This window comes from Alphaproteobacteria bacterium (assembly GCA_024244705.1).
Classification (GTDB): domain Bacteria; phylum Pseudomonadota; class Alphaproteobacteria; order JAAEOK01; family JAAEOK01; genus JAAEOK01.
The window spans coordinates 133,647-149,364 of sequence record JAAEOK010000036.1; the positions used below are offsets into that span (position 1 = coordinate 133,647).

Annotated in this window: 14 protein-coding genes; 11 read left to right on the plus strand and 3 right to left on the minus strand. The window is 64.1% G+C overall.

What is annotated here, in order from left to right:
* Positions 1-26: 26 nt before the first annotated feature.
* Entirely contained in the window at positions 27-320 is a 294-nt protein-coding gene (locus GY791_05185) for a hypothetical protein (GenBank protein ID MCP4327814.1), read from the plus strand.
* On the opposite strand, the gene GY791_05190 is transcribed toward GY791_05185, so the two are convergent.
* The 3 genes from GY791_05190 to GY791_05200 form a co-directional block, all read right to left on the minus strand.
* Entirely contained in the window at positions 236-1,735 is a 1,500-nt protein-coding gene (locus GY791_05190) for a CoA-acylating methylmalonate-semialdehyde dehydrogenase (protein ID MCP4327815.1), read from the minus strand. The two genes, GY791_05185 and GY791_05190, sit on opposite strands and share 85 nt — an antisense overlap.
* Positions 1,736-1,879: 144 nt before the next feature.
* Positions 1,880-2,959 carry a Zn-dependent alcohol dehydrogenase gene (locus tag GY791_05195; protein ID MCP4327816.1) on the minus strand — a complete coding sequence of 360 codons (1,080 nt, stop codon included), beginning with the start codon at positions 2,957-2,959 and terminating at the stop codon, positions 1,880-1,882.
* A 52-nt stretch (positions 2,960-3,011) separates the two neighbouring features.
* Positions 3,012-4,196, minus strand: coding sequence for a mandelate racemase/muconate lactonizing enzyme family protein (locus GY791_05200; protein ID MCP4327817.1), 1,185 nt, complete (start codon positions 4,194-4,196; stop codon positions 3,012-3,014).
* 169 nt (positions 4,197-4,365) lie between these two features.
* On the opposite strand from GY791_05200, the gene GY791_05205 reads away from it, so the two are divergent.
* The 10 genes from GY791_05205 (at position 4,366) to GY791_05250 (ending at position 15,711) form a co-directional block, all read left to right on the plus strand.
* Positions 4,366-5,109, plus strand: a complete 744-nt coding sequence (locus GY791_05205) for a sulfite exporter TauE/SafE family protein (GenBank protein ID MCP4327818.1) — start codon at positions 4,366-4,368, stop codon at positions 5,107-5,109.
* A 205-nt stretch (positions 5,110-5,314) separates the two neighbouring features.
* Positions 5,315-5,923, plus strand: coding sequence for a FecR domain-containing protein (locus GY791_05210; GenBank protein ID MCP4327819.1), 609 nt, complete (start codon positions 5,315-5,317; stop codon positions 5,921-5,923).
* A 14-nt stretch (positions 5,924-5,937) separates the two neighbouring features.
* Positions 5,938-7,986 (plus strand): adenylate/guanylate cyclase domain-containing protein, encoded by a 2,049-nt coding sequence (locus tag GY791_05215; GenBank protein ID MCP4327820.1) that lies wholly within the window; start codon positions 5,938-5,940, stop codon positions 7,984-7,986.
* Positions 7,983-8,780, plus strand: a complete 798-nt coding sequence (locus GY791_05220; GenBank protein ID MCP4327821.1) for a TIGR01458 family HAD-type hydrolase — start codon at positions 7,983-7,985, stop codon at positions 8,778-8,780. Before GY791_05215 ends, GY791_05220 begins: the two co-directional genes overlap by 4 nt.
* Positions 8,781-8,864: 84 nt before the next feature.
* The gene (locus GY791_05225) at positions 8,865-10,415 is read left to right on the plus strand and encodes an acyl--CoA ligase (protein ID MCP4327822.1); all 1,551 of its coding nucleotides are present in this window, start codon (positions 8,865-8,867) and stop codon (positions 10,413-10,415) included.
* A gap of 167 nt (positions 10,416-10,582) precedes the next feature.
* Entirely contained in the window at positions 10,583-12,217 is a 1,635-nt protein-coding gene (locus tag GY791_05230; GenBank protein ID MCP4327823.1) for a long-chain-fatty-acid--CoA ligase, read from the plus strand.
* Positions 12,218-12,231: 14 nt separating this feature from the next.
* Positions 12,232-13,047 carry an ABC transporter ATP-binding protein gene (locus tag GY791_05235; GenBank protein MCP4327824.1) on the plus strand — a complete coding sequence of 272 codons (816 nt, stop codon included), beginning with the start codon at positions 12,232-12,234 and terminating at the stop codon, positions 13,045-13,047.
* A complete protein-coding gene (locus tag GY791_05240; GenBank protein ID MCP4327825.1) occupies positions 13,044-13,757 on the plus strand; it encodes an ABC transporter ATP-binding protein in 714 nt (237 codons plus the stop codon). Before GY791_05235 ends, GY791_05240 begins: the two co-directional genes overlap by 4 nt.
* 4 nt (positions 13,758-13,761) lie before the next feature.
* A complete protein-coding gene (locus GY791_05245) occupies positions 13,762-14,628 on the plus strand; it encodes a branched-chain amino acid ABC transporter permease (protein MCP4327826.1) in 867 nt (288 codons plus the stop codon).
* Positions 14,629-14,631: 3 nt separating this feature from the next.
* Positions 14,632-15,711 carry a branched-chain amino acid ABC transporter permease gene (locus GY791_05250; GenBank protein ID MCP4327827.1) on the plus strand — a complete coding sequence of 360 codons (1,080 nt, stop codon included), beginning with the start codon at positions 14,632-14,634 and terminating at the stop codon, positions 15,709-15,711.
* The last annotated feature ends 7 nt before the right edge of the window (positions 15,712-15,718 follow it).

A 15,718-nucleotide genomic window follows, 5' to 3' on the forward strand; every position in this document is an offset into this window, starting at 1 on the left:
TTGCGGCTTGGGGGCGGCGGCCCGCGATGCGCCGTCCGAAAAGCGATGCCGAAGCATCGGGTGAGGACGGCAACGACGCGGACGCCCGCCCAAACGCAACCCTGTCGGGCCGGGACCTGTTTCGCCATGACGGCGTCAACCGCCTCGACCGTATGCCGGATACGCTCAGCGGCGCTTTCCTGGTCATGGCGAAAAATGCCTCCGGCAGAATGGTTCTACATGGACACATAGTGCTCTACTTCATGGTCGGGATGACGAATTCGGCGCCGGCGCGGATGCCGGTCGGCCAGCGTGAGGTGATGGTCTTCATCTTGGTGTAGAAGCGCACCCCTTCGGGCCCGTGCATGTTGTGGTCGCCGAACAGCGAGTTCTTCCAGCCGCCGAAGCTGTGATAGGCGACCGGGACCGGGATCGGCACGTTGATGCCGACCATGCCGATCTGGATGTTGCTGGCGAAATTGCGCGCGGCGTCGCCGTCACGGGTAAAGATCGCGGTGCCGTTGCCGAATTCGTGCTCGTTGACCAGGCCGACCGCGGTGTCGTAATCGGGCGCGCGCACCACGGACAGCACCGGACCGAAGATCTCTTCCTTGTAGATCTTCATGTCGGGGGTCACGCGGTCGAACAGGCAACCGCCGATGAAGAACCCATCCTCGTAGCCCTGCATGGTGAAATCACGCCCGTCGACGACGAGATCGGCGCCTTCAGAGACGCCGGAATCGATATAGCCGCGGACCCGGTCGAGCGCCTGGCGGGTGACCAGCGGACCCATTTCAACGTCGCGGTCCATGCCGGGTCCGATCTTGAGCTGCCGCACCCTTGGCGCCAGCCGTTCGACCAGATCGTCGGCGACGGCGTCACCGACCGCGACGGCGACCGAGATCGCCATGCAGCGCTCGCCGGCAGAGCCGTAACCGGCGCCGATCAGCGCATCGGTCGCCTGTTCCATGTCGGCGTCGGGCATGACGACCATGTGGTTCTTGGCGCCGCCCAGCGCCTGCACCCGCTTTCCGTTGCCGCAGCCGGTCTGGTAAATGTAGCGTGCGATCGGCGTCGAGCCGACGAAGCTGACCGCTTTGATATCCGGGTGGTTGAGGATGCCGTCGACCGCTTCCTTGTCGCCCTGGACGACGTTGAAGACGCCCTTCGGCACGCCCGCCTCTTCGAGCAGCTCGGCCAGGATCAGAGCCGTCGAGGGGTCGCGCTCCGATGGCTTGAGGATGAAGGTGTTTCCGCAGGCGAGCGCCATCGGATACATCCACATCGGCACCATGCAGGGAAAATTGAACGGCGTGATTCCGGCGACCACGCCCAATGGCTGGCGCATCGAATAGCTGTCGACGCCGGTGCCGACATTTTCGGTGGTCTCGCCCTTGAGAAGGTGGGGAATGCCGACGGCGAATTCGACGACTTCGATGCCGCGGATCAGCTCGCCGTGGGAATCGCTGATCGTCTTGCCATGTTCGATGGTGATCGCTTCGGCGACCCGGTCGGCGTTTTCTTCGAGCAGGTTCTTGTACTTCCACAGCATCCGAGCACGCTGGATGGGCGGTGTCTTGGCCCAGCCGGGGAAGGCCGCCTTGGCGGCGTCGACCGCGATCTGCAGCTCGGCGGCATTGGCCAGCGGCGCCTCGGCGATCTGTTCGCCGGTTGCCGGGTTGAATACGGGGGATGTCCGCCCGCTGGTGCCGGCGACGCGCTCGCCATTGATATAGTGCTGGATCTCGGAGACCATCGGCTTTCCTCCTCCTATCGGCGTCGGACGCGCCCGGCCAGACGGGCCGTCCGGATCATTTTCCCTGCGTACGCGGTTGATACGCCGCGCGGCGCCCTCTTGCAACCGGCTCGCGACCTCGATCAGCGGCGTTTTCGTCGGATATCAAAACTCGATCACGTTGCGCAGGGCTTCGCCGCGCTTGACGGCGGCGATGGCCTCGTTGATCTGGTCCAACCGATAGCGCCCCGATATCAGCTCGTCGAGCTTGAGGCTGCCGTCGCGGTAGAGGGCGATCAGCTTCGGGATGTCGGTCCGCAGCCGCGTCGACCCCATATTGCTGCCGAGGATGCGCTGCCCGTCAAAGGCGAAGTCGGCCGCCTCGATCTCGAGCTTGACGCCGGAGGCGGGCATGCCAACGACGACCAGCGTACCGGCCCGGCGCAGCAGGCCGAGGCCTTGCTCCATGGCCGCCTTACTGCCGACGGTGACGAAGACGTAGTCGGCACCGCGTCCTTGGGTCAGTTCGCGGACTCTTGCAGCCGCGTCTTGATTGGCGGCATCGATCGCGTGGCTCGCGCCGAAGGCGATGGCCGCCACCAGCTTGTCGGCGGCGAGGTCAATGGCGATGATGGGATCGCCCCCGCTCAGCGCCGCCCCCTGCACGGCGTTGAGGCCGACCCCGCCGGTGCCGATGACGACGACCGAGCTGCCGGCGGGTACCCGCGCGGTATTGACCACTGCGCCGAAGCCGGTGATGACGCCGCAGGCCAGGAGCGCGGCGCTGTCGAGTGGCATGTCGTCCGGCACCGGCTCGATCTGTGACTGATCCACGGTGACGTATTCGGCGAAAGCGCCGGTCTGCATTCCCTGATCGATGGCTTCGCCGTTCGACGCAGTTAGTGGCGAACGGGCGTCCAGGGCCAGGTCGCCGTCGCAGAGATAAGGCGCATCCTGGGCGCAGGCGGGACAGGCGCCGCAGGCGCGGAGCAGGGTGACGATCACCGGATCGCCGGCCTCGACCCGGTCGACGCCGGCTCCGACCACGTCGATGACACCGGCCGCCTCGTGGCCGTAAACCGCCGGCAGGTCGCCGCCCCAGGCGCCATCGGCGTAATGAATGTCCGAATGGCAGATCGCGCAGGCCGCCAGCTTGACCTTGACCTCGCCGGGACCGGGCGGCGCGATCTCGACTTCCTCGATGGTCAGCGGTTGACCGAAGGCGCGGCAGATTGCGGCCTTCATCGGCGTACTCCCGGATCGGTGGCGTGGCACGAGTGGCTCCCGGCGCTCATCGTCATAATGGCTGCTCGACCGTCTCGAGATGCAGCCCATCGCCGGAATAGGGATGCGCGGCGGCCACCTCCTCGTCGAGCTCGACACCGAGACCGGGCGCGCCGGAGGGGATGACGTAGCCGTCCTCCCAGCGCACCCCGGTCTTGAGGATCTCGCGGTGGAATCCGCTCCAATCCTGGATGCCCTCGAGGATCAGGAAATTGGGGCTACAGGTGCCGATCTGGATATTGGCGGCACCGACCACCGGTCCGCAATAGAGATGGGGCGCGATCTGGGCGTAGTGAGCTTCGGCCATGCCGGCGATCTTCTTGGCTTCGAGGAGGCCGCCGCAACGGCCCAGGTTTACCTGCAGGATCGACGCCGCGCCGCTTTCGAGAACCCGGGCGAATTCGTACTTCGATGCCAGCCGTTCGCCGGTGGCGATCGGGATCGTCGTTTGCCGCGCGACTGCCGCCATCGCCTCGGGGTTTTCCGGCGGCACCGGCTCCTCGAGCCACAGTGGATCGTAGGGTTCCAATCGCCGCGCCAGGCGAAGCGCGCTCGATGGGGTCATCTGGCCGTGGGTGCCAAAGAGGAGATCGGCCCGATCGCCGACGGCATCACGGATCTTGCTGGCGAATTGTTCCGCGCGGTCGAGCGATTCCAGGGAAAGCTGGCGCGGATCATAGGCGGTATAGGGCCCCACCGGATCGAACTTGACCGCGGTGAAACCCCGTGCGACGGCTTCGGCGGCACGCTCCGCGGCGAGGTCCGGGTCGCGGTAAACGTCGGTCCTATCGCCGCCCCGCGGATAGAGATAGGTATAGCTGCGCAAGCGCTCGTGAACCCGCCCGCCCAAGAGTTCGTAGGCCGGGCGCCCAACCTCCTTGCCGACGATATCCCAACACGCCATTTCGATGCCGCTCAGGATGCCCATGACCGAGAGGTCGGAGCGTTGCGTATAGCCGGCGGAATAGATCGTGCGCCACAAATGTTCGATGCGAAACGGGTCGGCGCCGATCACCTTGCGGGCGCATACATCTTCGATCATGGCGGCGACCACGTGCGGATCGAACGGCACCGCATAAACCTCCCCCCAACCGACGATACCGCTGTCCGTCCCAAGTTTCAGGAACACCCAGTAGGGTCCGCCGAAATGGGGTGGCGGATTCGCCACGACGTAGGTCTTGATGTCCGTGATCTTCATGCGCGCCGCGTTCCCCGCCAACTACCGATTTCATAGGCGCATTCGCGCGCCGCTTGCAATAATAGTTAGCGGGTCGCGGCCTCGCGGTGCGCTTCTCGGCGCCGGTTTGGGCGCCCGGCAAGCGAAGCGCCGCTGGACATATCGCGGTCATCGCGTGAGGTTGGATGGAATGTGGACGCCTGAAACGCTCGCCGTCATCTGCGCGATTTTTCTCCTCGCCGGATTCGCCAAGGGAATCGTGGGCTTCGGACTGCCAACCGTTTCATTGGCCTTGTTGACCGTGTTGTTCGGGCTGACCGAGGCGATGGCGCTGATGGTCATCCCGGCCTTCCTGACCAACGTATGGCAGGGGGTGGTGGGCCCGGATTTCAAGGTCGTGCTGCGCCGGTTGTGGCCTTTATTGGGTGCCGGTGCGGCGGCGATTTGGCTGGCGGTTATCCTGCTCGCGCAGTGGGATGCCACGATCCTGTCCGGTGTTCTCGGACTCCTGCTCTGCGTCTATGCGGGCTATGGCCTGGCGGCGCCCCGCGTCGACCTGGCCGGCGGATCGGAACGCTGGCTTGGCCCCCTCGTCGGTGCCGTTTCGGGTCTCGTCACTGGGCTTACGGGATCGGCGGTAATCCCCGCGGTGCCCTATTTCCAGGCGCTCGGCCTGTCGCGGCATGCGTTGGTGCAGGCCATGGGGGTATGGTTCGCGCTGGCCACGCTGGTGCTCGGCGTGTCGTTGCGGCGGCATGACATGCTGCCGGCCGATTTGGCCCTGTTGTCACTCGTTGCGCTCGCCCCCGCAATCCTCGGCATGATCGCCGGCCAACGCGTGCGCCATCGCGTATCGGAAGTCCGGTTCCGAATCGTGTTCCTGTGGGCGCTGTTCCTGCTCGGCGCCTATATCGCGATCAGGTCGTTGGTGTGACGGTTGGGGTCGGTGCCGATGTCGAGATTGCCGGTCGGCACTCCTCGGCAGGTGTATTATAGTACGTAACCATCGCGCCAATGCGGATAGGTCGCATCCAGCGGTTGTCGGACGTACCGAGCAAGGAGGTTTTCGGGAAGTCATGGACCACGTGGCTAAGAATCGACTGAACCCGGCTGGCCGGCGTCTCTCGAGGATTCGGGCATTGGCCATTTCGGCGCTGGCGGTGCTCGCCTTCGTCTCATTAGGTGGGCCGCCCGCCGATGCTGAAGTGAAGCGTGTCGGCTGGGTCGTGCAACAGGTCGGCGCCGCAACAAGCGAGCGCGCCGGTCACCGGGTGATCTTGGCGATCGGTGCCTCGGTCTATCGTGCCGACGTAATTCGTACTGCCGAAGACGGTCGAGTCAAGGTGGAGTTCGCCGACGGGACGATCGTCGCAGTCGGCGGTGGCGGCGAACTCGTGGTCGCCGAATATGCCGTCGACGGAGACGACCGCCTTGGCGCGATCCTATCTCTCCTACGCGGGATTATCCGCGCCACCGTCGCGGCCGCCCTGCCGTCGGCCGAGTTCGAGGTCGAGACCCGGGCGGCTGTGGCTTCGGTGCGGTCAACCGACTTCATGGTCGAAGCCGAGGACGGGCACAGCGCGGTGGTCGTTCTCGACGGTCGGGTTGCGGTGGCGGCAGGCGCTGGTGCCGTCGTCCTCGGCCCAGGCGAGGGCACCGACGTCGATCAGGGAGCGTCGCCGACGCAGCCCAAGTCATGGGGACGGAAACGCGTCGATTCGTTTATCGCGCGGACCAGACTGCCCTGAAAAATTAGCCCGCCATGTTGCCCCGGCTGACACACGCCATTATCGCGCTGGCCGTTAGCTTGGCGGTGTTGTTGGCATACATGACTTTGGGCAAGGCACCGCTCTTTGCCGATCTCGAAAGCGAGGCGCTCAACACTCGGTTTCGGCTGCGTGGCACAATCCGGCCGGGTCCCGAGACGGTGATCGTGATGATCGATGACACGACGGTTGCCGAGCTCGGGCAATGGCCGTTGTCGCGCGAATATATGGCCGAGGCGGTCGATAGATTGGCCGCCTCCGGCGCCCGCGTGATCATCTTCGATCTTCTGTTTTCGGAGCCCGAATCTGCATTGTCGCCGGTCCTCGATGCGGCTCTGCGGGCTGCCAGGGAACAGCTGGAGGCCTTCGGATCACCGGTATCGATGGAGCTCGACCGCATCCTGCGCGCCGACGAACCCGATCGCCATTTTGCGAATTCCATCGCGAAGGCGGGGAACGTGTTGATCCCGTATGCCTTCGTCTTCAGCGCCGTCGACGCAAACGAGATGGCAGCGCCCAAGGCGATCGCGGATGCCGCCTATGCACGGTACCGATTGCCGCCCGGCGCGCCTCCCGTCGAATCATTGAAGCCGGTCGGATTTCTCGTGCCACCCGCCGCGATCATCGACACCGCCGCTTTTGTCGCGCACGTAACGATTGCCCTCGACTCAGACGGCAGTCTTCGCTTCGAGCATCCGGTAATCGGTCATGGCGGTGAATGGTACCCGTCATTGCCGGTTGAGGCCGTTCGCGCGTATCTGGGGCTGCCTCGGTCCGAGGTCGCCGCCGCATTCGGCGAGGGGATCGAAATCGGCGGTCGCTTCTTTGCCACCGACGGCAATATGCGGCTGCCGGTTAACCACTATGGGCCGACGGGAACGTTTCCGACCTATTCGTTTGTCGATCTGATCCGCGGACGTTTGCCCGAAGGTGTGTTCCGGGATCGCGTCGTACTCGTTGGTGGCCATGCGCTGGGCATCGGCGACACGCTGCCGTCGCCCTTTACCCAGATGCTTTCGGGCACGGAACACTATGCCACCGTGGTCGACAATTTGCTCCACGGCCGCACCCTCATACGAAACGATTTGGCGGTATCTTTGGATTTCCTGGCTATCGTGATCGGTGGCTTGGCGGCCGCGGCGGTGGCCCGAGTTGGCTCCTTTGGGGTCTCCGCGGTGGCGTTCGTGGCGTTGTTCGCAGGTTGGAGCGGGCTCAATCTGTTCGCCTTCGCATGGGGGCATTTGTGGCTCAACTTCGTCTTTCCAAGCGGGGCGATGATCGTCAATTTTACTTGGTCCGCGCTCTATCGTGCCGTCATCGAAGAGAGGCAACGCCGACAAGCCGAGCGCCACCGGCGCAACCTGCGGCGTTATTTCTCGCCGTCCGTAGCCGATGCCTTGGCCGATCAGGACGAGGTCTTCGCGTTCGACCGCATGCAGGTCGCAGCCGTAATGTTTGTCGACATCATCGGGTCCACGCAATTCAGCGAAAGGATGGCGCCGACCGAAACGATGAATCTTTTGCGCGGGTTTCAGCGCCGCGTCGAGCGGACCGTCTTCGCCAATAATGGCACGGTCGACAAATTTCTCGGTGACGGTGCCATGGCCTGTTTCGGAGTGCCGCAGCCTGGCCCCGACGACCCTGTCAACGCAATCACCTGTGCACGTGCCTTGGCGTCAGAGATCGCCGACTGGCGCGCGTCATTGGCCGCGGAAGGCAAGCCGCTCGTCGAAATCGGAATCGGCATTCACTATGGACCGGTGGTAATGGGCGATCTCGGCGGCGAGCAACAGTTCGCGTTCACGGTCATCGGCGATACCGTCAACGTCGCCAGCCGACTCGAGTCATTGACCCGCACCCACGACGCGACGATCGTCATATCGGAAGCCGTCATGGCGGCGGCGAAATCAGCCGATGCCTCCGAGCGCGTTCTCGATGGCTTTTCGCCTCTGCCGCCGCAGCGGATCCGGGGCCGTGATCAGGTCATGCACCTTTGGGCGTGGCGGGGTCCGACCGCAGGAGCCGAACCGGGGACCGGAAAATGACCGTACGCGGCGTACTTCTCGATCTCGAGGGCGTGTTGTACGAAGGCGACGCGGTCGTCGCCGGTGCGATCGACGTCGCGCGAGGCCTCGCCGCAAGCGGTTATATATTGCGCTATCTCACCAACACGACGACCCGTCCGCGGCAAGCGATCGCCATGCGCTTGGCCGGCATGGGGCTGGTCGTCGATTCGAGGCATCTTTTTACACCGGCGATCGCCGCCCATGCATACTTGTCGGCTCACGATCTGCGCCGCCTGTACTTGGCCTGCCCGCCATCGCTGGGCGAGGATTTCGCCGGTTTCGAGTTCGACGATGAACACCCCCAGGCCGTCATCCTGGGCGACCTCTACAAGGGCTTCACCTGGGACCTGCTCAATCGTGCCTACGGGTTCCTCGAGGCCGGTGCCCGGCTCATCGCCCTGCACAAGAACCGATATACGCGACGCGATGGGGAGGGCCTGTCGCTCGATCTCGGACCCTTTGTCGCGGCGCTCGAATATGCCTCGGGCCAAGACGCGACGGTGGTCGGCAAGCCGTCCAAGACCTTTTTCGAGATGGCGCTGCGCGAATTGAACCTCGGCGTGGACGAGGCCGTCATGGTCGGCGACGACCTCGAATCCGATATCGGCGGGGCCAAGCATGCGGGCTTGCGGGCGATCCAAGTGCGGACCGGAAAATTCACCGACGGCGACGAGAAGCGTACCGACATAAGACCCGACTACCGGATCGACAGCATCCGTGACCTGCCTGGGCTGCTCGACGATTTTGCTGTGGCGGGCACGCGGATTCGCTAGATCCTTGGCCGGTTCCGGCGGGACTTCGGCCACGGCCCCGATTATCATCCCGAGCGTGTCGCCCCCGTAAGGACGCTGTTGTCGATGAATCCAAGCCAAGATGAATATCTCGCCGGCCTGCCCCATTGGTTGCACGACCTGCCGTCGCGCCATGCCCGGGCAGCCCCCGATTCGGTGGCCATCGTCGAAGGCGCGCGCGCTTACACATATCGAGAGCTGAGCGCATTGATCGCGACCGCGGAATCGAAACTCGCTGCCCACGGCGTGCGTCCCGGCGACCGCGTCTTGATGCTGGTCGAGAATACGATTGGCGCGGCGGCGATCCTGTTCGCGCTCAGCCGGCTTGGCGCCTGGGCCATGATTGTCAATGCGCGTTTGACACCACGCGAGATCGATCAAATCCATAGCCATAGCGACCCGCGCCGCGTGATCTACTTCACCGGTGTCTCGGACGAAGCCAAGGCGCACGCCACACGGCACGGTGCGACGGCGGAGACCTGGCCCGGCTTGGGCCCGGTCGCGATCGGTAGCCTACGGGACACGGCCACCGAACCGGTCGCATCGGATCCCGCCGCACGGGCCGCTGTCGTGCTCTATACCTCGGGCACGACGGGCACCCCAAAAGGCGTCATTCTGAGCCATCGCAGCCTGATCTTCGTCGCCTCCGGCGGTGGCATGAAGGCCCGTGTCGGGCCCGACGACCGCATCTACTGCGTCCTGCCGATGTCCCACATATTCGGGCTCGCATCGACGTTTCTGCGCTGCATATTCGCCGGCGCGACCGGAATACTCGCACCTCGGTTCTCTGCCGCCGACCTGGCCGGCCGATTGGGTGCCGGCGAGATCACCGTTCTCAACGGCGTGCCGGCGATGTATGCGCGGCTTCTCGACTATGCCGCGTCGCACGGGCTTTCGCTGCAATCTTCGGCGCTACAATTGCTTACGGTCGGCGGTTTGCCGGTGGATCCCGACCTCAAGGTCCGTATCGAGGCCGCCTTCGACCAGACGGCGGTCATCGGCTACGGCCTGACCGAAACGGCGGCGACGGTGTCCCGCAGCCTACCGCCGGTCGCCGGACCGAACCTCAACGCCGGCCGGCCCCTCGATGCGCTCGAGGTTGGCGTCATGGACGCCACCGGTCAGGCTGTCGCGGCCGGCGAGGTCGGGGAGCTCTGGGTACGTGGGCCCAATGTCATGCTGGGCTATTTTCGCGATCCGGCGGCGACCGAAGAGGTGCTGAGTGGCGACGGATGGCTGCGCACCGGCGATTTGGCGCGCTGCGACAGCGAGGGCAATCTGCATATCGTCGACCGCAGCAAGGACATCATCATCCGCTCCGGCTTCAACGTCAGTCCGGTCGAGATCGAGACCGTGCTCAACGCCCACCCCGACGTCCTGCTCAGCGCCGTCGTGTCGGCGCCGGCCGGCGACGGCGAGGAAGATATTTTCGCCTTCGTCCAATTGGCATCGGGCGCCGAGAGCGACGAAGCGGCACTATTGACGCATGCGACGGCGGAATTGGCCGCCTACAAACGCCCTTCGCGAATCGTCATCGTCGATGCCCTGCCCGCATCGTCGACCGGAAAGGTGATCAAGGCGGACCTCAAGCAGCGAGCGTCGGACCTGATCGGCTGACGTTGAAACCGGTATTCGATTCCCCGCTCGCCCTGAATAGTCCGTTGCCCGCACTCATCCCCGCCGGGGAATGGCCATAGTGACACCGGGCCGTATGTCGCTCTACAATTTCCCCCTCGAGAATGCCTGATAAAGGGCACATACATTGACAGGGAGCGACCGTCATGTTGCGTGGGCAGATGATGGACCGGCCGCTGTTGATCAGTTCATTGATCAAGTATGCGGCGGATTACCAGGGCGACGTGGAAGTTGTTTCGCGTACGGTCGAAGGGCCGATCCATCGCTACACCTACTCCGATTGCCATCGCCGCGCCTGCCGGGTCGCCGGAGCGCTGCGCCGGCTCGGCGTCGAGCCCGGCGATCGCATCGCGACGCTGGCGTGGAACGGGTACCGGCACCTCGAGCTCTATTTCGGCGTCTCCGGGATGGGCGCCGTGCTGCATACCGTCAACCCGCGCCTCTTCGCCGACCAGATCGAATACATCGTCAACCACGCCGAGGACAAATACGTCTTTCTCGATGTGACCTTCGTGCCGCTGCTCGAGCCGTTCGCCGAAATGTTCACCTCCGTGCGCGGCTATGTCGTCATGACCGACCGCGCGAACATGCCCGAGACCACCCTGCCCAACGCGTTGGTCTATGAGGAATTGCTTTCCGCCGAAAAGGACGATCACGACTGGCCCGAGTTCGATGAAAATGCCGCCGCGTCGCTGTGCTACACATCGGGTACGACATCCAGACCCAAGGGTGCGCTGTACAGCCACCGGTCGACCGTCCTGCACACCTATTCCATCTGTCTGGTGGAGGCGCTCGGCCTTTCCAGCGGCCACGCGGTATTGCCGGCGGTACCGATGTTTCACGCCAATGCGTGGGGGATCCCCTATGGTTGCGCCCTGACCGGCAGCAAGCTCGTCCTACCGGGTCAGCACTATGACGGCGAATCGATGTTCGACCTGCTCGAGAACGAAGGTGTGACGATCACCGCGGGCGTGCCGACGATCTGGCAGATGTTGATCGAGCATATGCGAGCGACCGGCAAGTCGTTCAGCCGGCCGCCGTTGGTCTTGATCGGCGGTGCCGCCGCCCCGCTGTCGATGATCCGGGCATTCGAGGAGGAATTCGGCTGCGACACCCGGCATGCCTGGGGGATGACCGAGATGAGTCCGGTCGGCACCTCGGGCCATCTCAAGCCGAGATTGCTTGGCCTGCCCAAAGAGGAGCAATACGCGTACAAGGCCAAGCAGGGCCATGCCATCTACGGCGTCGACCTCAAGATCGTCGACGACGACGGCAAGGAATTGCCGCATGACGGCGAGGCCTTTGGCGAGCTCTTGGTGCGCGGTTCCTGGATCATCGATTCCTATTTCAAGGACGAGGATGCGACGGCGGCCGCTTTCGATGACGAGGGTTGGTTCCGCACCGGCGACGTCACGACGATCGACCCGGATGGCTATATCCACATCGTCGACCGCAGCAAGGACGTGATCAAATCCGGCGGCGAATGGATCAGCTCGATCGATCTCGAGAACATCGCCACCGGCCATCCCGATGTCGCGCAGGCCGCTGTGATCGGGATCGCTCATCCGAAGTGGGGCGAGCGCCCGTTGTTGATTGTCGTCGCCGCCGGAGATCGCCAGCCGACGCGCGACGAAATCCTCACGTTTCTCGATGGCAAGATCGCAAAATGGTGGATGCCCGACGACGTCCAGTTCGTCGATGCCTTGCCGTTGACCGCGACCGGCAAGATCTCGAAATTGCAACTGCGTGAGATGTTCAAGGACTACGCCTTGCCGACGGCATGATCGATCATGCCGCGATGACGCATGACACGCAGACCACCGAACCGGGCCGAACGGGCGTTCCAGGCGCGCTGCTTGAAGTCGAGGACGCGACGCTTCGTTTTGGCGGCGTAACCGCCCTCGACGCGGTTTCGTTTTCCGTCGAGGCGGGACACATCGCCGGCCTGATCGGCCCCAACGGTGCCGGCAAAACGACGTTCTTCAATTGCCTGAGCGGGCTCTATCGGCTCGACCACGGCGAGCTGTATTTCGAAGGCCGGCCGCTGTCCCGCATGCCGGCCCACCGCATCGCCCGGCGCGGCATCGCGCGAACCTTCCAAAACCTTGCCTTGTTCGAGACCTTGTCGGTCATCGACAACGTCTTGATCGGCGGTCACGGGTCGGGACGGACCGGGTTCTTGGGCAACGCGATGAACACGAAGCGCGTCAAAGCGGAGGCCGACGCGCAGCGTCGGCGGGCCCAGGCGATCATCGAGGAACTGAATCTCGGCGCGTCCATGCATGCGCGTGTGTCCGCGCTTCCGTTCGGGACGCGCAAGCGCGTCGAGTTGGCCCGTGCGCTGATGGCCGAGCCCAAGTTGTTGCTGCTCGATGAGCCTGCCGCCGGCCTCAACCTCGAGGAAGTCGATCGTCTGGCCGATACGATCCGCGCCGTCCGGGATCGCTACCGGGTGACGGTCTTGCTCGTCGAGCATCACATGAATCTGGTCATGTCGGTCTCGGACCGTGTGGTCGTTCTCGATTTCGGCCGCAAGATCGCCGACGGCCCGCCGGCGGAGATGCAAAACGATCCCGCCGTGATCGAAGCCTATCTCGGGTCCGGGGCGGCATGACCGTCCTGCTCGAGGCGACGGACCTGTGCGCGTTCTATGGCCAAACGCAGGCCCTTCACGGCATCGGTATTACGGTCGCTCCGCGGGGCGTGACCGCCGTGCTGGGGGCCAACGGCGCGGGCAAGACGACGACTCTGAAGGCGGTCTGCGGATTGGTCGATCGGCGCGGGACGATCCGTTTCGACGGTGCCCGCATCGACGGCTGGCCGACGGCCAAGATCGTTCGCTCCGGCATCGCCCATGTTCCAGAAGGGCGGGGGACCTTCGTCAACCTCACGGTCGAAGAGAATTTGCGGCTCGGCGCCTATACACGTCGCGACAAGGCCGTGTTGGCGGCGGACTACGAACGCATCTATCACTATTTCCCGGTGCTCGCCGAGCGCCGCCGCCAGCAGGCCGGCACCATGAGCGGCGGCGAGCAGCAAATGCTGGCCATCGGCCGTGCCTTGATGCTGCGGCCGCGCCTGCTCGTACTCGACGAGCCTTCGTTCGGATTGGCGCCCAAAATTGTCCAAGCGATCTTCGGCATCCTGGCGGCGATTACCGCCGAACAACGGGTTGGTCTGCTGCTGGTCGAACAGAACGCCGCGCTGGCACTCGATCTCGCAGACCGGATCTATTTGCTCGAAACCGGGCGCGTTGTCCTGAGTGGCCGGTCGGACGACCTCAAGCGCGACCAATCGATCCGCCGCGCCTATCTGGGGTATTAGCTCGTTGGAACTTTTCCTCCAGCAAATCCTCAGCGGACTCGCCGTCGGCGGCATCTATGCCAGTCTCGCCCTCGCACTGGTGATGATCTATCAGGCGACCGAGCATGTGAATTTCGCCCAGGGCGAGATGGCGATGTTCAGTACCTATATCGCGTGGTCACTGATCGACGCCGGTTTGCCCTACTGGCTGGCATTCGCCATCACCGTCGCTGCGTCGTTTGCCGCCGGCGTGCTCATCGAGCGGCTCGTGATCCGCCCGATCAAGGGATCGGTGCTGTCCGTCGTGGTGGTGTTCATCGGCCTGCTGATCATCTTCCACAGTCTGGCCGGCTGGATCTTCAGCTACACCCAGAAGGCCTTTCCCAGCCCGTTCCCGGACCTGCCGCTGTTCGGCATCAATCTGCAGGAGCTGGCGGCGATCGGGGTTACGCTGATCGTGCTGCTGCTGGTCTTTCTGTTCTTCCGTTATACCCCCCTCGGCCTCGCCATGCGGGCCGCCGCGCAGAACCCCGAATCGAGCCGGCTTGTCGGCATTCGCGTTGGCTGGATGCTGGCATTGGGCTGGGGGCTTGCGGCGGCCATCGGCGCCGTGGCCGGAATGACGGTGGCGCCGAAACTCAACCTCGATCCGTCGATGATGGGTTCGGTGTTGATCTATGCCTTCGCCGGTGCACTCCTCGGCGGCATCAGCAGTCCCGGCGGGGCGGTCCTCGGCGGCTTCATCGTCGGCGTTCTCGAGAATCTGGTCGGCACCTACATCCCCGTCGTCGGCAACGAATTGAAGCTGACCGTGGCATTGGTGCTGATCGTGGGTGTCCTCATCGTCCGCCCGCACGGGATGTTCGGCCACCGAATCGTGAACCGGGTCTGACGGATGGCGACTTCAAGCTCCACCGACAACCGGCGCGATATCGCCATGCGACTCAAGCGATGGAACCGCGCCGGCTTCGCGCTGTTGTTGGTGGCGGCCTGTGTGGTGCCGTTCCTGGTCGGCGATTACCGTACCTTCCAGCTCACCCAGGCGATCATCTATGCGATCGCGCTGATGGGTCTCAATATGCTGATGGGGTACAACGGCCAGGTTTCCCTCGGCCACGGCGCGTTCTATGCGATCGGGGCCTACGCCGCGGCGATCCTGATCGATCAGTTCTCGGTACCCTATTACCTGGCCATACCGGCCGCCGCCGCAATCACTTTCGTGTTCGGGTTTCTGTTCGGTATCCCGGCGCTGCGCCTTCATGGCCTTTACCTTGCCCTCGCCACCCTGGCATTGGCTCTGGCGCTCCCTCAGCTGTTGCGTTTCGATGCCTTCGAGCCATGGACCGGCGGGGTCCAGGGCATTTTCGTCGACAAGCCGGATGTGCCGTTCGGTTTGCCGTTGTCCCCGGACCAGTGGCTCTATTTCTTCTCGCTCGCCATCGCCGTCGTCCTGTTTCGCGTCGCCGCCAACCTGATGGGCGGGCGCATCGGGCGCGCGCTGGTCGCGATCCGCGATCATCACATCGCCGCCGGGACCATGGGCATAGACACCGCGCGCTACAAATCGATCACTTTCGGCATCAGCGCGCTCTATACGGGTGTCGCGGGGGCGCTGTCGGCGATCGTGGTGAATTTCGTTGCGCCGGACAGCTTCGACCTCTTCGTATCGATCGCCCTCCTGGTCGGCGTCGTCGTCGGCGGTCTGGCGTCCATTTCCGGCGCCATATATGGCGGTCTTTTCCTGGTTTTCGTGCCGAATATCGCGCAACAGATCTCGGACGCCGCGCCGTGGACGATTTACGGACTTTTCTTGATCCTGCTCATGTTTACCATCCCCTATGGCGTCGCGGGTTTCGTGAAAAAGATGGTATTATGGATCGTGGAACGGGACGATCAGGGCGCCTCGCTTCCAGCCCGGCCCCGCCAAACGATCGGTGAACGCGCGCGCGCGTGGCGCCGCGAGCTTTGGTCGTAGCCGAAAA